This is a genomic window from Neptunomonas marina (assembly GCF_004005935.1).
Taxonomy (GTDB): domain Bacteria; phylum Pseudomonadota; class Gammaproteobacteria; order Pseudomonadales; family Balneatricaceae; genus Neptunomonas; species Neptunomonas marina.
Genome location: NZ_SACQ01000002.1, coordinates 418,289 through 437,619, shown reverse-complemented (window position 1 = coordinate 437,619; position 19,331 = coordinate 418,289). Strand labels below are relative to the sequence as shown.

Below are 19,331 nucleotides of genomic sequence, written 5' to 3'. Positions count from 1 at the left end.
ACCTTGGCTGGTTAAACGTGGCCGTACTCTTCACCCTGTGCTAACCAGCGACGAGTAATCGCGCTGGTGAGAGTTGGCTCTTGGGTTAGTTGGGTGGCGGCATCTCGTACGGCATCTAACAGATCAGAGTCGCGCTGAAGGTCGGCGATACGAAACTGCATATCGCCGGTTTGGCGTGTGCCGAGCACCTCACCGGGGCCGCGCAGCTCTAGGTCTTTCTCGGCGATCCGGAAACCATCGGTGGTTTGGCGCATCACCGCTAAACGCTCTTTACCCTGTTTGGAAAGGGGCGCATGGTACATCAGAACGCAGTGGCTCGCGACCGACCCACGCCCGACGCGGCCGCGCAACTGGTGGAGCTGTGATAAACCGAGCCGCTCCGGGTTTTCGATGATCATCACGCTGGCGTTGGGTACATCCACACCCACTTCGATAACGGTGGTTGCAACCAAGAGATCAAGCTCAGCTTGTTTGAAGCGCTGCATCACCTCGGCTTTTTCCGCAGCTTTCATACGGCCATGAACCAAACCAATGCGTAACTCCACAAGCTGCTCTTTCAGCTGTTCGGCGGTGACTTCCGCTGCTTGGCATTGCAGCGCCTCGGACTCTTCAATCAAGGTGCAGACCCAGTACACCTGCTTACCCTCTTGGCAAGCGGCGCGCACGCGACTGATCACTTGGTCGCGGCGTGAGTCATCGATCACCACCGTGTTGACCGGGGTACGCCCCGGCGGCAGCTCATCGATGATAGAGCAATCCAGATCCGCATAGGCACTCATGGTCAGTGTGCGTGGGATTGGCGTGGCGGTCATTATCAGCTGGTGCGGTGTTTGAATGCCATCACGGCCTTTTTCGCGCAGACTCAAGCGCTGATGAACGCCGAAGCGGTGCTGCTCATCGATAATGGCAAGCCCTAGGTTGTAAAAACGCACCTCATCCTGAAAGAGTGCATGGGTGCCAACCACCACCTGTGCGCTACCATCTGCGATGCTCGCGAGCTGTTGCTCACGGCGTTTGCCCTTGAGCTTACCCACGAGCCACGCCACCTGAATACCCAGTGGCTCAAGCCACGCCTGAAAGTTGTTGAAGTGCTGCTCAGCCAATATTTCGGTGGGCGCCATGATCGCAGCTTGAAAACCGTTCTCCACCGCTTGCAGGGCCGCCAGTGCAGCAATCATCGTTTTACCTGAGCCAACATCGCCCTGAATCAAGCGTAACATGGGGCGCGGTTGGGCAAGGTCTACTGCCACCTCTTGGCTAACACGTTGTTGAGCGTTAGTGAGCGAAAAGGGCAACTGGGCAAGAAAGGGCTGCGAGAAATGCCCCGTGGCTGCCATGGCAGGGGCTCCATCTTGTTGGATCTGCTGGCGCAGTTTCAGCAACGTTAAATGGTGTGCTAGCAGCTCTTCAAAGGCGAGGCGGCGCTGCGCAGGGTGTCGGCCTGCCAACAGTAGGTGCTGATCGGCATCCACCGGAGGTGTATGCAGGTAGCGCAGTGCGGCTTTTAACTCAGGCAGTTTCCAGTAGCTACGCACACTGGCGGGCAGGAGCTCCTCGATATGGCCGGTATCCAGCCAGCTGAGTGCTTGCTCCATAAGTTTGCGCAGTTTGTTTTGCTGTAAGCCCTCGGTCATCGGGTAGACGGGCGTTAGGTGTGTATCAGTGGGCTGTAGTCCATCGTTACCGCTGGCGCGATACTCAGGGTGCACCATCTCGAGTCCGTTGGGGCCTGGGCGTGCTTCGCCAAAGCAGCGTACGCGCTTGCCAGGTGCAAGGCCGTTTTTTTGTGCAGCGCTAAAGTGAAAAAAGCGCAGTGTTAATGTCCCTGTGCCATCTTGAATACGACACAGTAGCGCGCGACGGCGTCCCATCTGAATATCACTAACGCGTACTTCGCCCTCCACGACCACTTCATCGCCGGGCTGCAATGAGCCTATGGGTACGATGCGCGTGCGGTCTTGATAGCGTAGTGGCAGGTGGAACAGCAGGTCCTGAATCTGCGTAATGCCCAAGCGCTCAAGTTTAAGCGCCATCGCTGCACCCACCCCTTTGAGCTGGGTGATATCGTTTGCCGATGCCATGATCTTGCGGTGTCCTTAGTGGGGCGTCACGTTGCACAAGCTGACGGCGTTGATCAGCACATCGATCGCCTGTGGACGTGGGAAGCTTGCACGCCATGCCACGGCCACGGTGCGGGTGGGCTGCGGCTGCTTAAACGGCTTGGTGATGACCAGATCAGACTGGTAGTGTCCATCGGTCGCAGAGATCGGTAATACACTTGCGCCAAGGCCTGTAGCCACCATCATGCGGATCGTCTCTAGCGAGCTGCCTTCGGTCACGCGATGTTGCTGCTGAATCGCTTGTGTGAGCGTTGGGCAGGACTCAAGCACTTGGTCGCGGAAGCAGTGACCCTCGCCGAGCAATAGCAATTCGGTGCTGCTGAGGCTGGCTGCATCGATCTGGCGCTGATCTTTCCACGGGTGTTGCTTGGGCAGTAGCATGACGAAAGGCTCGTCATACAGAGGCCGAGTGACCACATCGGGCTCCTCAAAGGGTAGGGCGATGATAATCGCGTCTAGCTCCCCTTGACGCAGCTTTTCACGTAGGCGGGCGGTAAAGTTCTCTTCGATATAGAGCGGCATATTGGGCGCTAGTTGGCGTACCTGAGGTACCAAGTGTGGAAACAGGTAGGGGCCGATGGTGTAGATGGCACCAACCCGCAGCGGTGCCAGCAGTTGGTCTTTACCGTTTTGCGCCACATCTTTTATGGCATCCGCTTGTTGCAATACCTTTTGTGCTTGCTCCACCACTTGAGCGCCGACATCCGTTAAGTGCACGGAGTTCTTAGACCGCTCAAACAGCGCCACGCCCAACTCCTCCTCCAGCTTTTTAACGGCAATCGAGAGCGTGGGTTGGCTGACAAAGCACTGCTCAGCGGCACGTCCAAAGTGCTGCTCTTTTGCTAGCGTTACGATGTAGCGCAGCTCAGTAAGTGTCATAGTCGGTCCTCTGTTATGATGCAGCTGCAAACCAAAAGGAGAACGAGATGCCGCAACGTGTTTTGATTGCTGGATGTGGTGATGTTGGCAGCGCTCTAGGTGTGTTGCTGGCCGAACAAGGGCTAACGGTTTGGGGGATACGCCGTGATATCACCAAACTACCGGCCGCTATCCAAGGGATATCAGCCGACCTTGGTGATAAAGATACACTATCAAACCTGCCTGAGATAGATGTTTTGATCTATTGTGCCGCCGCATCTGGCCGCACTGAAGAGGCCTACCAACGTGCGTATGTCGATGGCGTTAAACACGTGGTTGCAGCACTGCCCAAGCCGCCCAAAACGCTGCTCTTTACATCCAGTACGAGCGTTTATGGCCAAGCCGACAGTACAACGGTTGATGAGCAGTCTCCCGCTGAACCGCGCACGGCGACCGGCAAAATTATGCGTACAGCTGAGCAACAGGTTCAGGCGCTAGGCGGCACTGCGGTGCGCTTTAGCGGTATCTATGGTCCTGGCCGTGGTTTTCTACTTGAGCGGGTGAAGCAGGGCATCTCTGCCCCTCTGGAGCCGGTGAGTTTCACCAATCGTATCCACCGCGATGATTGCGCAGGTGTTTTAGCGCATCTAGTGAAGTTGGCGACTCAAGGGGAGCGGTTAGCGCCCGTTTATCTTGCCTCTGACGATCAACCTGCACCCCTTGCTGAAGTGATGGATTGGTTAGCGGATGAGTTAAACGTGACGATTACCGAGCGCTCGATGAGTCGTGGCACGGGGAGTAAGCGCTGCAATAATGGCTTCTTGAGAGCAAGCGGCTATCAGTTTATCTATCCAAGCTACCGCGAAGGCTATCGCGCGTTGTTAGCAGCTGCGCCCCCTGCTTAACGCTTTAGCCTTACATTAAAAAACCGCTCAATAGAGCGGTTTTTTATTTACTGCTTTTCAACACCGAGTGGGTCGATAGGCGGTTTGTAATACTGGTAGCGGTTGAAGTAGCTTTCCATCATGCGGAACAGCCCGATAACCAAAGCCGCCATCACAAGGTAGATCACACCCGCGGCGGTAAACAGCTCCACCGGCGTGTAGGTTCTGGCTTGGATGGTGCGCGCCATACCGGTCAGGTCGAGCAGAGTGATGGTGGATGCCAGCGCACTACTTTTCAGCATCAGTACCACTTCATTGCCGTAGCCCGGTAGAGCAATACCAAAGGCACGCGGCAACACGATGCGGCGCGTCTTCTTAAACCAACTCATACCAAACGCGTCAGCGGCTTCTAACTCTCCGCGCGGTATCGCCTGAATCGCACCGCGGAAAAGCTCGGCACTATAGGCTGCGGTATTGAGTGAAAACGCGATAATGGCGCACCAGTACGGCTCTTTCAGAATTGGCCACAGGCTCGACTCTCGAATCGCCTCGAATTGCGAAGCACCGTAATAGATCAAGAAGATCTGAATCAGCAATGGTGTACCGCGGAAGAAGTAGATAAAGCAAAACGGCAGCGTACTGATCAAACGGTTAGGCGAGACGCGGGCCAGTGCGGTAGGTACAGCAAGCGCCACCCCGATAAAGCCAGAGATCAGAACCAGCTCTAATGTTAGTAATGCACCATCAAGGAGTTTTGGGTAGTACTTGATGATAACGTCCCAATCCCAGCTCATCCTTTGTACCTCGCTTGTGGGTTGCTCAAACGCTCAAACCAGTGTGTTGTACCTGTGGCTATGGCAGTAAGAATCAAATAGATACAGGCTGCGGCTAGGTAGAAGGTGAACGGCTCTTTTGTTGCTGCGACCGCTGTAGATGCTTGGCGGATAATATCCTGAAGACCCACAACCGACACCAGCGCCGTGTCTTTGAGTAGCACTTGGAACAGGTTGCCAAGGCCCGGCAGCGCAACACGCCAAACCTGCGGTAAGATGATGCGGAAAAAGGTTTTAGAGGGCGTCATCCCCATCGCTTGTGCAGATTCCCATTGCCCTTTAGGGATCGATAGAATCGCCATGCGGAACACTTCGGTTGCATAGGCACCGAAAGCGATGGAAAGGGCAGTGACACCGGCCATAAATGGGTTGATTTCGATATACTCGTCATACCCAAACCAGCTGGCGATCGCCATAACGATCGCTGAGCCACCGAAGTAGATCGCAAATACGATCAGCAGCTCAGGAATACCACGCACCAGCGTTGTATAAGCGGTGCCGATACCACGCAAAATTTTGTAGTCAGATAGCTTTGCCGCTGCGCCCAATAGGCCAAAAATCAAGCCAACAATAAGACTGACAACGGCCAGTTTTACCGTGACCCATGTGCCGGCTAGCAAAAGATGCCCGAAACCATGAAGATCAATCACGTTAAAATACTCATGCGTGGAAAAGTGGGAGAGTCCACTTGTGTTTACGGTACGCTAAGCACCGTAAACGATGCTCAGCGTATGTGTTGCTTTGCGTTACGCGTAACGGCTTAGTAGATCGAGAATGGGAAGTACTTAGCGTTGATTTTCCCGTATGTACCGTCTTGTACAATCGCTTTCAGCGCCTTGTTGAACTTCTCTTTCAGCTCGTTATCGCCTTTACGGATGCCGATACCGATTTTATCGACCGTCGCTGTTTTGATTTCGTCGCCTTTGAACTCGTAGCTTTTACCGGCGTCTGTACGCATCCAGTCGTATGCTGGGAATTTGTCAGATACCAAACCATCGAGACGGCCTGATGCAAGATCAAGATAAGCGTTGTCTTGCGTGTCGTATAGCTTCACATCAACGATATCGCCAAGCTCATCTTCTAAGTACTGACCCGCGATAGTGGCACGCTGTGCACCAAGCGTTTTACCCTTCAAAGAAGCTTTGTCAGTTTTGAACTCAGCACCTTGTGCGGCAACGAATGCCAGCGCGTTGGTGTAGTAAGGGTCGGTGAAGTCGATCGCGCGCAGACGCTCTTCAGTGATCGACATAGACGCGATGATTGCGTCGAACTTCTTACCGCGCAGCGCTGGGATCATACCGTCCCAATCCTGCTCAACGATTGTGCAGTCAGCTTTCATTTCAGCACACAGCGCTTTAGCGATCTCTACATCAAAGCCGATCAACTCGCCCTGTTCGTTTTTCATATTGAAAGGTGCGTATGCGCCTTCCGTTGCGATGCGGATTTTATCGCCTGCCAGTGCTTGTGTGCCTACCAGTGCGGTTGCTGCCAGCGTTGCCGCTGCGATAATTTTACGTACACTCATCAGGTTTCTCTCTATATTGTGAAATTATTATGTCTATAGATGGATGGAGATCATACATGGCTCGACATGAAGTCACGCACACGTTGTGATTTCGGGTTATCGAATACCTGTTCTGGCGGGCCTATCTCTTCAATTTGCCCTTGATGCAGGAAAACGACCTGGCTTGAAACTTCGCGGGCAAAACGCATCTCGTGGGTCACGATCAGCATAGTGCGCCCCTCTTCAGCCAGCTCTCGCATAACGCTCAGTACTTCATTGACCAGCTCGGGATCCAAGGCCGACGTCGGTTCGTCGAATAGCAAGACTTGTGGATCCATCGCCAGTGCACGGGCGATTGCGATGCGTTGCTGCTGACCACCGGAAAGGTTGCCAGGGTAGGCATCTTTCTTCTCATACAACCCAACCTTTTTTAACAAGGTTTCGGCACGCTTAACGGCTTGCTCTTTGGAGTGACCCAAGACCTGCATAGGCGCTTCGATAATGTTGTTAAGAATGGTTTTGTGAGGCCATAAGTTGAAGTTCTGGAATACGAAACCGATACGTGAACGCATCGATTCGAGTTGCTTGCGGTTGGCCGCTTCGAGCTCGTCGTTTTTGCCAGGTTTCAGCAAAAGCTCCTCGCCACTGATCACAACTCGGCCACTGGCCGGTTTTTCCAGAAGGTTGATGCAGCGTAGCAATGTACTCTTTCCTGAACCACTCGAGCCCAGAATCGAGATGACGTCCCCGTCTTTCGCCTGAAGGGAAACACCTTTCAGAACTTCTAGATTTCCATATGACTTGTGAATGTCGACCAGTTCTAGCGCGATCGAGGAATCGGACATAGTGTTTTCCATTATTGGGCGAATGAGATAAGCCTTTAGTACAGGACTAAACGCTAATGATACGCCAACTTTTTTCTTATATGAAATTCTTGACCACAGAGTCTACTCTGTTGATGGTCTGTTCGTCATCATGTCAAAACAGATAAAAAGTGGTCAAATGGGCACGTCGCTGGAGTAGATGTTTTCTAAAGAGCAGGTCGCTATAACTGAAAATGGGCATCGAAAGATGCCCATTTTGGTCGATTTTGCTGCTTAAGTCGCAAAATCTTGTAGTAATTGTTGTTGTGCACTGAAAGGTTCTTCACCCTCCTCGGGTAGATTCAGGGTATAGCGGCCATCTGCCTGCAGCTCCCAGCTTTGCGTATTGTCTTGCAGGTAGTAATCGAGCTCGCGTTTGACGCGATCAGCCAGTTTGCCGGTGAGCGGGAAGCCGGTTTCAACACGGTTGAGCATGTTACGCTCCATCCAGTCGGCGCTCGCACAGAACACTTCATGCTTGCCGTTGTTACCGAAATAGTACACACGCGTGTGTTCTAAGAAGCGGCCGATCACCGAGCGTACGGTGATGTTTTCTGAGATCCCTTTTAGGCCCGGACGTAGGCGGCACATGCCACGGATAATCAGCTCAATTTTTACCCCAGCCTGTGATGCCTCATACAGTGCACGAATCATTTTGGGCTCAGTGAGGCCGTTGACCTTCACAATGATGTGCCCCGGCTTGCCGGACTTCGCGAGTTTCGCTTCGTGCTGAATGAGCTCGATCATTTTTGCGTGCAGTGTGAACGGCGCGTTATAGAGCTTTTTCAGGCGCTGGATTTTGCCCATGCCCGTGAGCTGCTGAAACACTTTGTGGACATCTTCGCCGATATCGTTATCGGCGGTCATGTAGCTGTAGTCGGTGTACAGGCGTGCTGTGCCTGAGTGGTAGTTCCCCGTGCCTAAGTGGCAGTACCGCACGAGTTTGTTCCCCTCTTGGCGTACTACTAACACCGCTTTTGCGTGGGTTTTGTAGCCTACAACCCCGTATACGACCAAGCAGCCTGCCTCTTGGAGACGGCTTGCAAGGTGCAGGTTGCTCTCTTCGTCAAAACGGGCGCGCAGTTCGATAACTACGGTCACCTCTTTACCGTTACGCGCGGCTTCAACCAGTGCATTAACGATGTCGGACTTGTCGCCGGTGCGGTAGAGCGTTTGCTTGATTGCCACCACATCTGGATCTTTTGCGGCTTGGCGTAGCAGATCAATAACCGGCGTGAAGGACTGAAACGGGTGCATCAACAACATGTCACCGGTTTTCAGTGCTTGAAACATGTCCTTCTCTTTCTCTTTCTTGATCTTGCCGGGTAACCCAGGTGAGAAAGGCGGCCAACGCAGGTCTTTGCGCTCGATAAGATCTCTTACCGCCATCAGACGTGTGAGGTTCACAGGACCATCCACCCGATAGACTTGATCATCGGATAAGTTGCATTCGCGCATCAGAAAGTCGATCAACTCTTGTGGGGTGCGGTTATCCACCTCAAGGCGCACGGCATCGCCATATTTACGCGAGTGCAACTCGCCACGCAGTGTGCGTGCAAGATCGTCGACCTCTTCGTAGTCAAAGGTGAGGTCGGCGTTACGGGTAATACGGAACTGATAGCAGCCCTCTACCGTCATACCCGGGAATAACTCATCGGCAAACTCGTGGATGATCGATGAGAGGAAGATTAGGTTATCGCCCTCTTCACAGAGCTCGTCGGGTAGACGAATCAAGCGTGGTAGCGAGCGCGGCGCGGGAATAATCGCCATACCTGTTTCACGGCCAAAGGCGTCCTTACCTTCCAGTTCCACAATGAAGTTGAGGCTTTTATTGACCAGCCGTGGGAATGGGTGGGCCGGGTCTAACCCGATGGGGCTAATGACAGGGAGAATCTTCTCTTCGAAATAGGTGCGTATCCACGCTTTTTGCTCATCAGACCAATCACGGCGGCGCAAGAAACGTATCCCTTGCGCGGCCATCTCAGGGAACATGATCTCATTTAAAATGCGGTACTGACGATCCACATTGGCATGGCAAATTTCGGAGATCTTCTCCAATACTTTGCCCGGATACATGGCATCTGGGCCGACGGCCTCACGGCCATACTTCAACTGACTGAGCTGATCGGCAACACGAATTTCAAAGAACTCATCCAAGTTACTGGAGAAGATCAGCAGGAACATCAGCCGCTCTAAAAGCGGATGGCGCTCATCAAGGGTTTGTTCCAGCACGCGAACGTTGAACTGCAGGTGGCTCAGTTCGCGGTTGATGTAGAGCTCGGCGGCTTTGAGATCAACCGGTTCGACTTCGTCGGGATGGTCGACCGTCGGGAGTATCTCCCGGCTATCAACCAATGCTTGTGCGGCTTGATTTTGCATCTCTTCTGTCATTTGCTGTTCCTGCTCCGTCAGTGAATCCACCTGCCCTGTCATCTTCGTCTCCAGTAATGCTTGAGACCGATCCTACTCGTTTAGCAGTTGGGCAGCACGTTTCGCAAAGTAGGTCAGAATACCGTCACAACCGGCACGCTTGAATGCCAGCAATGATTCCATCATTACACTGCGTTCATCGAGCCAACCGTTCTGAAATGCTGCCATATGCATGGCGTACTCACCGCTTACCTGATAAGCAAAAGTCGGTACTTTAAATTCGTCTTTCACCCGGCGCACGATGTCGAGATAGGGCATGCCTGGTTTGACCATGACCATATCTGCACCTTCAGCAAGATCGAGAGCCACTTCATGCAGCGCTTCGTTGCTGTTAGCCGGATCCATTTGATAATTAAACTTGTTACCTTTGCCTAGGTTTGCGGCGGAGCCTACGGCATCTCGGAACGGCCCGTAGTAGGCACTCGCGTATTTAGCAGCGTAGGACATAATCCGCGTATTGCAGTGGCCCTCTTCCTCCAAGATGTCGCGGATCGCGCCGATTCGGCCGTCCATCATGTCGCTCGGTGCCACGACATCTGCGCCCGCTTCAGCGTGTGACAGCGCTTGCTTCATCAATGTTTCAACGGTGCGATCATTCAGCACGTAACCTTGGTCATTCAAGATGCCATCTTGGCCGTGCGTTGTGAACGGATCGAGCGCAACATCGGTGATGATCCCCATCTCTGGGCACGCATCTTTAATCGCTTTCACAGCGCGCTGAGCTAACCCGTCTGGGTTATAAGCTTCTTCGGCAAATTCAGACTTTGCGGTCAGCGGTGTGACCGGGAAGAGCGCCATCGCAGGTACGCCAAGCTGATCCAGTGCCTTCGCTTCTTTAACCAGTAGATCGATGCTCATTCTCTCAACACCCGGCATCGAAGCGACCTGCTCGGTCTGGTTCTCACCTTCGAGTACAAACACAGGGTAGATCAAATCGTTTGGCGTCAGCACATGCTCTTGCATCAAGCGGCGTGAAAAGCTATCAGCACGCATACGGCGCATACGGGTATCTGGGAAGTAGCGTTGGGAGTCGTTAAAAGCCACAGCGTTATCCTTTCAAAGGTAAGTGAATTGGACTCAAAAAATATGACAAAAATATGACGAATGCCGATTAGATAAGCAAACGCTTATCACATAGGACATTATCAGGCGTGTAAAAGCGGGGCAAATGGGGGCGCTAAGCCCCCAGTGAATTAACCAGCAGGGTGCGAAGGTACTGAGCCCGGCTTAGCCCGGCTGATTGCGCGGGCCAGCAATGCTGCGATGAGCGCTTTGATCAGATCGCCCGGGATGAACACCAAAATCGCTTTTGCCGCCGCACCAAAGGTTAAGGATGTCATCAAAGCCATACCCGGCACCCCGAAGAGGTAGAGCACTATAATGCCGCCGCAGACGGAAGCGATTAAAGCGGCAATAAACAGCTGATTTTGACGTAACTGCTGCATCAGCCACCCTGTCACGAATGCAGCCACAGGGAAACCAACCAAAAAGCCGACAGTGGGGCCTGCAAACACGCCGAGACCACCACGGCCACCGGCAAGCAGAGGTGCACCAAGCGCAACCACAAACAGGAACAACAGCACTGATAGCGCGCCACGTACTGGGCCCAACATAATACCTGCCAACATCAATCCAAGCGTTTGTGCCGTAATAGGCACACCACCTGCCAATGGGATGTTGAATTTTGGTAGCAAACCGAGTGCGGCGATAATGGCGGCATAGAGGGCGATTTGTACTAATGAACGATCTCTATTCATGGTGCGTTGTTTCCTTGTAAGTTAAATGCGCTTATTGAGCCCGGCACTACCGCCACGAGCGGCGAGGGCATCGGCTACATGCTCAGATAGGGTAATCCCTTGAATAATTAGCGGCACCAGTAGACGCCACTTTTGTTTGCCGCCGCCGCGTGCACGCCAAGCCTCATCGAGACTCTCCAGTACTTTGGCCAGTACAGGAGCAAAGCGGATCATCAGTGCAATCGCCAAGGCCAGTGAGCGCGGCTGAATACCAAACAGCTGCAACGGTTTAAAGCATGGTTGCAGGGTGTTGATCATATCATTCATTCGTGTGGTTAACGTAACCAGGTTGGCGATCAAAAACAGTGTGAGTAGCCGTCCCAGTGAAACGCAACCCTCGACGAGGGTGTCGGTGAAGTAGTGGATCACTAAAATCGCAAGCAGGAACGGAATCAGTGGCCGTGCGGCGCTGAGATGGCGCCAGCCTTGCGGTGCCAGCGAGAGGTAAATCAGTATCGCACCCAGCAGCGCAGCTAGCATGATCCATGGGCTGGCTACCGTCAGCAGCGCAACACTTGAGAGCGCTAAGGCGATCAACTTAGCGCTGGTGGGCAAGCGATGTAGCCAGCTTTGTTGCTCCAAGTACAGACTAATCATGCCCGTTCCTGTGTTACCGCGTTGCGATAGGCCTCGATTACATCGGCAGGTTGGCCATCGGCACGAATTTGGCCTGCATCTAGCCAGATGAGACGGTCAAACTGCTCGTACACACTGAAGTCGTGACTGATCAGCAAGAGGTGGCAATCGCTCTGCTCGAGCAGAGCCATCAGCTGTAGGCGTGTGGGTAGGTCCAGTGCAGAGAAAGGCTCATCCAAGACGAGCAGCTTAGGCTCCATAATCAGGATGGCGAGGATACACACTTTTTGCTTTTGCCCCTCGGATAGCTCACTTACCGGGCGGTTTGCCCAGTCCTGCATCGAATACTGGGATAACAGATTGAGCGCTTTTTCGCGCGCAGTGTGTGGCGAATCCCCTAGCTGCTGGCAGCCAAAGGCGAGCTCTTCAGCAACCGTTGGAAAAATGAGCTGGTGGTCTGGGTTTTGAAAAATAAAACCAACCAAAGAGGGTAGTACTTCCGGCTGCTGCTGGGTGTTGTAGCCAAATACCTCAACCTGCCCTTGATCGGGCAGCAGTAAGCCGTTTAGTAGACGAATGAGCGAGCTTTTACCTGAGCCGTTATTGCCGATCAAGCCTACTTTTTTCTCGTGCCAATGCAAATTTAGGCCTTTGAGCACGTCGTGTTGTCCACGGCGTAAATGCACACTTGAGAGCGTGATATGATCGCTCTGTTGTGTGGAGGTAGGTGGTGTTTGTTGCCACGCTTTTGTGTGTTGGGTTTTCCTAAACCAAGCCACCGATCGCCCTTGCATCACTGTCCAAAAAGGGAGCTAAGTATAAAAGGCCGATAAGCGATTGGGAATCTTGCGAAAAGGCTATTAAAAACGGCACCTTAGTCGGTGGTGCTTTTACATCTGGAAAAAGTCTGCTTAGATCAATTAGAGGGAACAGGAGAGTCGAATGAAAAATATCGCGGTAATTTTATCAGGCTGTGGTGTGTTTGATGGTGCGGAGATCTATGAGTCAGTACTGACGCTATTACGTATTGAGCAGCAGGGCGCCAAGTATCACTGCATGGCACCGAATAAATTGCAGATGCATGTTGTAGATCATCGAACGGGAGACGCCGTTGAGGGAGAATCTCGCAACGTTTTGACGGAAGCTGCACGTATTGCCCGTGGCGAGATTATCGATCTTGCCCAAGCGAATCCTGATGATTACGACGCGCTCATTATCCCAGGCGGATTTGGTGCGGCAAAAAACCTCTCTGATTTTGCAGTAACAGGGGCTGACTGTACGTTAGACCCTGAACTGACGCGATTTACACAAGCGATCCATCAGCAGGGTAAGCCCGTTGGCATGATCTGTATTGCACCGGCGATGGCGCCGCGCCTGTTCGGTGAAGGGGTGGCATGTACGATTGGCTCTGACGAAGGTGCTGCAGGTGCCATTAATACCATGGGTGGCGCACATCAGACCTGTTCGGTGAGTGATATCGTGGTAGATGAGCAGCGCAAACTTGTGACAACCCCCGCTTACATGCTGGCTGGGTCGATCACAGAAGCGGCCAGTGGAATCAATAAGCTAGTCGATAAAGTACTTGCGATGAGTTAACAGCACTTGGTGCCAGCACGTTGTTGATAGCGCCCGAGATGCTGCCGGTTTCTCTTTATTTAGGAAGTTAAAGATGCGAACAGGTTTTTTTAAAGCCACATTGTTATTGATGATTGTTGGGTGGCTCGGCTTTTCCCAAGCATATGCGCGGCCTATCGTGCTGGCACAGGTCAGTGATCGCCCTAAAAAGGACTTCAAACAGCTGCGCCCGATGGCAGCGGAAGTCGCAAAACGATTAAGCCAATACGGCATTACAGAAGGGCAAGTTCAGCTATATCCTAATGTTGAGGAGTTAACTCTTGCCATGCAGCGAGGTGAGGTAGATTGGGTCACAGAGACCCTCTACTCCGCCGCTGTTTTAGTCGCGGAAGCCAACGCTAAGCCGCTGGTGCAAAAGTGGAAAGGCGGGGATCACGAATACCGCAGTTTCCTTTTCACCCGCCGTGATAGTGCACTGAATAACCTGAGTGATCTTGTGGGCCGCTCGGTTGCCTTTGAGCATCCGGCATCATTCAGTAGTTATTATCTGCCACGTCATCTTTTTGATAGCCAAGGTCTTGTTACTCACTATCTGGAGAACATCCGGGCGCACCGAAAACCGGATGTGGTCAATTTTCTTTTCAGCCGCAATGAGAAAAATAATGTGCTTTGGGTTGAGAAAGGGCTTGTTGATGCAGGGGTCATCAGCGAAGCGGATTGGAAGGATGAAGCGCGCGTCTCTGCGCAGCAGCGCCAGATGTTCAAAGTGATCCACCGCTCAGAGTTTTACCCCAGAGCACTGGAGCTTGTTAGCCCTCATTTAGATGCGCAGGTTGCCGAAGGTTTACGATCGGTATTGCTAGAGATGTCACCGGTCGCTGATAGCGATGTGATGGCGCGTTATGAAGGGACAACGGGCTTCAGCAAAATCTCCAACCACCTTTACCGGCAGTTGGAAGAGATCTATCAGCACCAAAAGGCGTGGGGCGTGAATTGAAAGTTTCACTCGCGACTCGCTACGGTGTGATCTTTGCGCTACTTGCAGCGCTGATCGGTAGCGCCGTTATGCTTGTTAATTTCTATTACCTTGAACGCTACTCTCAAGAATCAACCAGCTTTGCCCAGCAACAGCTGACGGCGGTGATGGAAAAGCAACTCATCAATGATGCCGAGATTGTTACGGAAACGATCGCCAATAATATTGATGTGGCGGTATACAACTTGGACTTCAGCGAGATGTACCGTCAGCTCAGCTTTTTGAATGAAGAGGGTGATGTGCTCTATGCGTTTATATACGACAGTGACTATCGCGTTATCCATGACGATACCGCGGAGGCAGTGCGCTTTGGCCAATCGGTAAAGCCTTGGCTACCCGACACCGTACCGCGTGATTTTAGCGAATACACCCAAAAGCGCGGCCGTTTTGTGCATGTTGGGCGCTATATCACCGCAGGTGGTGAACGTATCGGGATGCTGAGTGTTGCGATCAGTTATACCGGAGCGGAGGAGGATATTCGCCAGTTTACCGCGGGGTTGGCGAGTAAAAGCCTGACGTTACAAAAGCAGATCACAACGTGGCTGCTGGTGTTGATCTCGGTTGGGTTATTAGTGGCGGGTATCGCCGTTTTTATCTTCTCTCGGCGGTTGTTGTCACCGTTGCGCGCATTAGCAGAGTACTGCCGCCGTTACGCTGATGGCGATAAAAACATGGTGTTTTTGTTAAAGCGTGACGATGAGATAGGTCAACTTGCTGAAGCGTTGGAAGAGATGCGTACAGCCATTGCGTTGTCACAATCTAAGATTGAGGCGCTCGCTTACCAAGACCCGCTGACCCTGCTGCCGAATCGGCGCCACTTTAATCGTGCCATCGAAGATATGATTAGCGCATCACGCGAGCGCCGCCGCTCGGCTGCGGTGGTGTTTATCGACTTAGATCGCTTTAAAGAGGTGAACGACACCGTTGGACACGTGCTTGGCGATCAGCTTCTCAAAGATGCTGCACAACGCTTGATGCACTGTTTGCGGGATCTTGAAGGGCATTATCTCAATAAGCCTGAGTTCTACCTTGCCCGTTTAGGGGGCGATGAGTTTGTACTGTTGGTACAAAACTATAGTGATAAAGCCTACTTACGCACGGTAGCTGAGCGTATTTTGGCAACTTTTAAAGCGCCGTTTACCATGGATGAGCACCGCTTTTCCCTATCGGCCAGCGTAGGTATCACCCTATATCCTGACAACGCAAACAACGCCATTGATCTGCTTAAGCAAGCGGACATAGCGATGTATGACGTGAAAAGCTCTGGCCGTCATGGTTATCGTTTTTATGACGAGCGTATGGATGTGGATGTGGCCCATGACTTGATGATCCGCACCGATATTCTCGAAGCGCTCACAACCGGTCAGCTTTTCTTGGTTTATCAGCCCATCGTGAATTTAAAGACGGGAGGCACCGAAGGGGCTGAAGCGCTGATTCGCTGGAACCATCCCAAAAAAGGTCTTATGAATCCCGCCAGCTTTATACCGCTCTTGGAGAAAAGCGAACTCATTGTGCCCTTGACGCTGTGGGTTTTGCGGCAAGCCTGCTACGACCTGAAACACGCGCTGTTGCCGCTCAAGCCCGATTTTAAACTGTCGGTTAATGTCTCGGGTAAAGCAACCGAAGACGAGATGGTTCGTCACGAAGTGACCGAGTTGATGCAGCGCTATGAGATTCCACTCAACTGCTTACATGTCGAGCTAACCGAAACGAGTTTGATGGAAAACTTAGGCACCTGTACGCGTACGTTACAGGCGTGGAACGATGCGGGCGCTGATATCTGGGTGGATGATTTTGGGACGGGGTATTCGTCGTTAAATTATCTGCATCAATTGCCCATCAATGGCCTCAAGATCGACCGTAGTTTTGTGGAAGGTATGGATGATCCCGCTTCGTTACGGATCGTTGAAACCATTATCAATTTAGCGTCGGCACTGCACCTAGAGATCGTCGCGGAGGGGATCGAAACAGCCGAACAGCATGAAACCTTGAAGCGGCTCGGAAGCCACTGTGGGCAGGGCTATCTGTTTAGCCGCCCCATTCCTTTGGAAGAGTTTAAAGCGCGTTTAGTCGCCGAAGTAGAGAGAGCGAATGAAACGAGCTAATACAGCCACTGCTGCAGCGCTCATGGTGTGTTCGCACCTTGCGGTTGCCGGAGAGTGGGAGCTAAAAACAGATGCCACTTATCGTGATGGTGCTCGTCTAGATCAGACCACATACGAGGCTGATGGCAGCTTCGATAAGCGTAAAATCAAAGAGAAGCACAGTAAGGAGTTTGAAACCCAGCTAGTCCACTACTGGCTCTATCAGGATGATTTGAAGTGGGGTGTGCGGGTGGGACATCGCTACAAAACACAGCGCGACCGAGAGCTGCAGCTTAAAAAAAGTGGCAAGGTCAAAAAAGACAAAAGCCGCACTGAGATTGATCGCACGACCTACTTGGGATTAACCGGTGAGGCCAAGGTGTATCAACAGTTGGGTGCTGATGTATGGATCGCATCATTCTACTACGATCATTATCTGCAGCGTGAATACAGCGCACACCGTCTTGGTAAAGACGCCAACGATCGTCGGGGAAGCGTATCAGGCTATGAGTGGCAAGCTCGTCTGTACGCTGAGTATTCAACTCCGTGGCCAAGCATCTTCGTACTGCCTTACGTGCAGTTTAAAGAGGAGCGTTTAGGGTTATGGTACAACAGTGCCCGCGACAAAGTTGAAGAGGCCGAGCGAGAACTCCAATACGAAGCGGGTATGTCGCTGAGTTGGGTGATGCCAGCGCCGGGTTGGGAGCTTAATATCGGAGGGTACTGGCAGCGTGAGCGTGATGCCGAGCGGCGTGAAAATGAATCACGTTGGACATGGCAAGATGACGAAAGCGGCGTGGCACGGATCGTTTTAGAGTATGAAGCACCGATGCCAGGGTTCGAGTTTGAGGCGCGCTTTGAAGAGACGCTGCGCGGCCCAGAAGAGGGCAAGCAGCGCTTCAATGTAGAGTTAAGTTACGAGTTTTAATTAGGGCGTGATCGAATCTATCGCGCCGCTACAGGTTTTATAGGACTCTGTAAAAGTTTTTTGAAAAAGCGCCCGCCTGGGCGCTCAACATATCGAGTCAAGACACTGGCCAGCAGAATTGAGCAGATAACCGCGATCAAAATGGCTAAGTCGGGCGCCATGCCTTGTGCTTCGAGCAAGTGAATCACCTTAAAGCCCAGCATCTGGTGGGTGAGATACAGCGTGTACGAAATGGCACCCATGTACAGAAGCGCTGGATGCTTGAGAAGCGTTAGCTGCCCGCGAATCGCGAGTAAAAACAGCGCGAAAAACGCCGTAAAAAAGATAAAACTGGTGATGCTTACACAGATGAGCTCTAGCACCAAGCACGCGATTAGCGTTGCTACGCGCAGCACGCTAAATCCATGATGATAGATCTGATAAAACACAATCCCCGCCATAAACGCGTTGGTGTATTTTAGAACGCCCAGCAGTTGCAAGCGCCATGGAATCTCGAAGCCTGTGTAGGGCAGCAAAAAGTTGGCTAACATTGCGCTGAGCCACACTATGATCAGATACTCCATCGCGTGTAACTGCCTTGATAGAAAGATCATGAGCATTACAAAATAAAAGCTCAACTCAAATGCTAAGCTCCAATAGACTCCGTCGACGGATGGAATGTAGAAAAAGGCTTGCAGCATCGACAAGTTTACCAGTAGCTGTGTCATGGTTAGCTCCTGATTAGGCAGCGGTGCAAAGTAGCCTACAGAGAAGGTGATTAACACAGCGACCCAGTATGCTGGAAAGAGCCGACAAAAACGCGACACGAGAAAATCTCGTGATGAAGTGCATTTTTCGAGGGTCATAAAGATGACAAACCCCGAAATCATGAAGAAAAACTGCACACCATAGTCGCCATAAGGAAGCGAGAAAAAAGGTATCTCGTTATGGTGATAAACATGCTCATACCGCAGCGTAAAGTGATATAGCACTACAGCGAGTGCTGCGAGCCCCCGAAAGCTATCAAGTTCTTCAAATCGTTGGCTATTGGTCAGCATTTAACCTCTCCATTACTGCCTGCTTAAGTATTGCATAGCCTTGTGCATTCAAATGAATGCCGTCTGGTTCATAAAGGGAAATGTCGGTTTTACCTCGCGTGTGAAAAAGTGAGGCAATATCGAGCGGCTTGCAGTGTTGGTAACGAGCGCAAACTGAAAATGAGTCTTTATTTAACTGCTTGATGGCCTGGTTATTTATGTCAGTTCCCTCGGCCGTTGGTAATACCGAAATCAGGTGAATCGAGACACTTGGAGGGATGCGTTTAATCACTTCCTCAATATGACGAGCGGTACCCGTTACTTGTCGCATCAGGTCATTGATGCCAACTAGCAGAAACACGTGTGATGCAGCATCGAGTGAGTGCATTCGCTTTGTGCGCTGCGCCAAGAATTCGGAGGTATCGCCTCCTATACCGAAATTTTCAGCCGGTTGAGGGAGGTCAGCAACAGACATTCCCTGGGTAATGCTATCACCAATGAAGAGAATGGCCCCGGCGGGTGTATTATCATCGCGGCGCCTTAAATGGCCCGCCATTTCATGCTGGAAATTCGTTACAGCGGGAGGCTTATAAAGCCCCATATTCTTCTGAATAAGCTCAATAAAATTACTTTTAGCTAACACCGCGCCCATCGCCAGTGTTAGCAGGATGCAATAGAGCCATAAGCCCCAGTGAATTGGTGTCTTCTTCTGCATTCTCTTGGCCTGCTGGCTAAATAATCCCGATGTTCGACCTTCGCCTAGTTCCCGAATTTTATTGATCTATATCTGCATAAGTAGATACCCCTAAATCGTAGACTCGAACCACT

The 19,331-nt window shown here is 52.0% G+C and carries 18 protein-coding genes; 5 read left to right on the top strand and 13 right to left on the bottom strand.

The features are described 5' to 3' along the window. Nucleotides 1–11: 11 nt before the first annotated feature. Nucleotides 12–2,081, bottom strand: a complete 2,070-nt coding sequence (gene recG / locus EOE65_RS06730; RefSeq protein ID WP_127693524.1) for an ATP-dependent DNA helicase RecG — start codon at nt 2,079–2,081, stop codon at nt 12–14. Nucleotides 2,082–2,096: 15 nt separating this feature from the next. Further along, nucleotides 2,097–2,999, bottom strand: a complete 903-nt coding sequence (locus EOE65_RS06725) for a hydrogen peroxide-inducible genes activator (protein WP_127693523.1) — start codon at nt 2,997–2,999, stop codon at nt 2,097–2,099. Nucleotides 3,000–3,046: 47 nt separating this feature from the next. Between EOE65_RS06725 and EOE65_RS06720 the strand changes: the two genes are divergently transcribed. Next, nucleotides 3,047–3,883, top strand: coding sequence for an SDR family oxidoreductase (locus EOE65_RS06720; RefSeq protein ID WP_127693522.1), 837 nt, complete (start codon nt 3,047–3,049; stop codon nt 3,881–3,883). A gap of 47 nt (nt 3,884–3,930) precedes the next feature. On the opposite strand, the gene EOE65_RS06715 is transcribed toward EOE65_RS06720, so the two are convergent. The 9 genes from EOE65_RS06715 to EOE65_RS06675 all read right to left on the bottom strand — a co-directional run bounded on the left by EOE65_RS06715 (nt 3,931) and on the right by EOE65_RS06675 (nt 12,658). Beyond that, the gene (locus EOE65_RS06715; protein ID WP_127693521.1) at nt 3,931–4,656 is read right to left on the bottom strand and encodes an ABC transporter permease; all 726 of its coding nucleotides are present in this window, start codon (nt 4,654–4,656) and stop codon (nt 3,931–3,933) included. Further along, the gene (locus tag EOE65_RS06710) at nt 4,653–5,345 is read right to left on the bottom strand and encodes an ABC transporter permease (protein ID WP_127693520.1); all 693 of its coding nucleotides are present in this window, start codon (nt 5,343–5,345) and stop codon (nt 4,653–4,655) included. Before EOE65_RS06710 ends, EOE65_RS06715 begins: the two co-directional genes overlap by 4 nt. Nucleotides 5,346–5,455: 110 nt before the next feature. Further along, nucleotides 5,456–6,220, bottom strand: a complete 765-nt coding sequence (locus EOE65_RS06705; protein ID WP_127693519.1) for an ABC transporter substrate-binding protein — start codon at nt 6,218–6,220, stop codon at nt 5,456–5,458. Nucleotides 6,221–6,270: 50 nt separating this feature from the next. After that, nucleotides 6,271–7,044, bottom strand: coding sequence for an ABC transporter ATP-binding protein (locus tag EOE65_RS06700; protein WP_127693518.1), 774 nt, complete (start codon nt 7,042–7,044; stop codon nt 6,271–6,273). A 252-nt stretch (nt 7,045–7,296) separates the two neighbouring features. Beyond that, complete coding sequence (gene ppk1 / locus EOE65_RS06695; protein WP_240656929.1) at nt 7,297–9,495, bottom strand: polyphosphate kinase 1; 2,199 nt, start codon at nt 9,493–9,495, stop codon at nt 7,297–7,299. 30 nt (nt 9,496–9,525) lie between these two features. Further along, a complete protein-coding gene (gene hemB, locus EOE65_RS06690) occupies nt 9,526–10,536 on the bottom strand; it encodes a porphobilinogen synthase (protein ID WP_127693517.1) in 1,011 nt (336 codons plus the stop codon). A 149-nt stretch (nt 10,537–10,685) separates the two neighbouring features. Beyond that, on the bottom strand, nt 10,686–11,249 hold the full coding sequence (locus EOE65_RS06685) for a biotin transporter BioY (RefSeq protein ID WP_127693516.1): 564 nt from the start codon (nt 11,247–11,249) through the stop codon (nt 10,686–10,688). 21 nt (nt 11,250–11,270) lie between these two features. After that, nucleotides 11,271–11,885, bottom strand: a complete 615-nt coding sequence (locus EOE65_RS06680) for an energy-coupling factor transporter transmembrane component T family protein (protein ID WP_127693515.1) — start codon at nt 11,883–11,885, stop codon at nt 11,271–11,273. Next, nucleotides 11,882–12,658, bottom strand: coding sequence for an energy-coupling factor ABC transporter ATP-binding protein (locus tag EOE65_RS06675; RefSeq protein WP_127693514.1), 777 nt, complete (start codon nt 12,656–12,658; stop codon nt 11,882–11,884). Before EOE65_RS06675 ends, EOE65_RS06680 begins: the two co-directional genes overlap by 4 nt. A gap of 148 nt (nt 12,659–12,806) precedes the next feature. On the opposite strand from EOE65_RS06675, the gene elbB reads away from it, so the two are divergent. From elbB to EOE65_RS06655, 4 genes are all read left to right on the top strand, one after another. After that, a complete protein-coding gene (elbB, locus tag EOE65_RS06670) occupies nt 12,807–13,460 on the top strand; it encodes an isoprenoid biosynthesis glyoxalase ElbB (RefSeq protein ID WP_127693513.1) in 654 nt (217 codons plus the stop codon). A gap of 73 nt (nt 13,461–13,533) precedes the next feature. Then, the gene (locus EOE65_RS06665; protein ID WP_127693512.1) at nt 13,534–14,436 is read left to right on the top strand and encodes a phosphate/phosphite/phosphonate ABC transporter substrate-binding protein; all 903 of its coding nucleotides are present in this window, start codon (nt 13,534–13,536) and stop codon (nt 14,434–14,436) included. Next, nucleotides 14,433–16,580 carry an EAL domain-containing protein gene (locus tag EOE65_RS06660; RefSeq protein ID WP_127693511.1) on the top strand — a complete coding sequence of 716 codons (2,148 nt, stop codon included), beginning with the start codon at nt 14,433–14,435 and terminating at the stop codon, nt 16,578–16,580. The genes EOE65_RS06665 and EOE65_RS06660 overlap by 4 nt, the downstream gene beginning before the upstream one ends. Next, the gene (locus tag EOE65_RS06655; RefSeq protein ID WP_127693510.1) at nt 16,567–17,487 is read left to right on the top strand and encodes a hypothetical protein; all 921 of its coding nucleotides are present in this window, start codon (nt 16,567–16,569) and stop codon (nt 17,485–17,487) included. Before EOE65_RS06660 ends, EOE65_RS06655 begins: the two co-directional genes overlap by 14 nt. A gap of 17 nt (nt 17,488–17,504) precedes the next feature. On the opposite strand, the gene EOE65_RS06650 is transcribed toward EOE65_RS06655, so the two are convergent. Continuing rightward, the gene (locus tag EOE65_RS06650) at nt 17,505–18,524 is read right to left on the bottom strand and encodes an acyltransferase family protein (RefSeq protein ID WP_127693509.1); all 1,020 of its coding nucleotides are present in this window, start codon (nt 18,522–18,524) and stop codon (nt 17,505–17,507) included. Next, nucleotides 18,511–19,218 carry a GDSL-type esterase/lipase family protein gene (locus tag EOE65_RS06645; protein WP_127693508.1) on the bottom strand — a complete coding sequence of 236 codons (708 nt, stop codon included), beginning with the start codon at nt 19,216–19,218 and terminating at the stop codon, nt 18,511–18,513. The genes EOE65_RS06650 and EOE65_RS06645 overlap by 14 nt, the downstream gene beginning before the upstream one ends. Nucleotides 19,219–19,331: the final 113 nt, after the last annotated feature.

Bases quoted from the DNA above. Each gene is read 5' to 3' on its own strand.
- recG (WP_127693524.1), bottom strand. From the start codon at position 2,081: ATGGCATCGGCAAACGATATCACCCAGCTCAAAGGGGTGGGTGCAGCG.
- EOE65_RS06725 (WP_127693523.1), bottom strand. From the start codon at position 2,999: ATGACACTTACTGAGCTGCGCTACATCGTAACGCTAGCAAAAGAGCAG.
- EOE65_RS06720 (WP_127693522.1), top strand. From the start codon at position 3,047: ATGCCGCAACGTGTTTTGATTGCTGGATGTGGTGATGTTGGCAGCGCT.
- EOE65_RS06715 (WP_127693521.1), bottom strand. From the start codon at position 4,656: ATGAGCTGGGATTGGGACGTTATCATCAAGTACTACCCAAAACTCCTT.
- EOE65_RS06705 (WP_127693519.1), bottom strand. From the start codon at position 6,220: ATGAGTGTACGTAAAATTATCGCAGCGGCAACGCTGGCAGCAACCGCA.
- EOE65_RS06700 (WP_127693518.1), bottom strand. From the start codon at position 7,044: ATGTCCGATTCCTCGATCGCGCTAGAACTGGTCGACATTCACAAGTCA.
- ppk1 (WP_240656929.1), bottom strand. From the start codon at position 9,495: ATGACAGGGCAGGTGGATTCACTGACGGAGCAGGAACAGCAAATGACA.
- EOE65_RS06685 (WP_127693516.1), bottom strand. From the start codon at position 11,249: ATGAATAGAGATCGTTCATTAGTACAAATCGCCCTCTATGCCGCCATT.
- EOE65_RS06680 (WP_127693515.1), bottom strand. From the start codon at position 11,885: ATGATTAGTCTGTACTTGGAGCAACAAAGCTGGCTACATCGCTTGCCC.
- EOE65_RS06675 (WP_127693514.1), bottom strand. From the start codon at position 12,658: ATGCAAGGGCGATCGGTGGCTTGGTTTAGGAAAACCCAACACACAAAA.
- elbB (WP_127693513.1), top strand. From the start codon at position 12,807: ATGAAAAATATCGCGGTAATTTTATCAGGCTGTGGTGTGTTTGATGGT.
- EOE65_RS06665 (WP_127693512.1), top strand. From the start codon at position 13,534: ATGCGAACAGGTTTTTTTAAAGCCACATTGTTATTGATGATTGTTGGG.
- EOE65_RS06655 (WP_127693510.1), top strand. From the start codon at position 16,567: ATGAAACGAGCTAATACAGCCACTGCTGCAGCGCTCATGGTGTGTTCG.
- EOE65_RS06650 (WP_127693509.1), bottom strand. From the start codon at position 18,524: ATGCTGACCAATAGCCAACGATTTGAAGAACTTGATAGCTTTCGGGGG.
- EOE65_RS06645 (WP_127693508.1), bottom strand. From the start codon at position 19,218: ATGCAGAAGAAGACACCAATTCACTGGGGCTTATGGCTCTATTGCATC.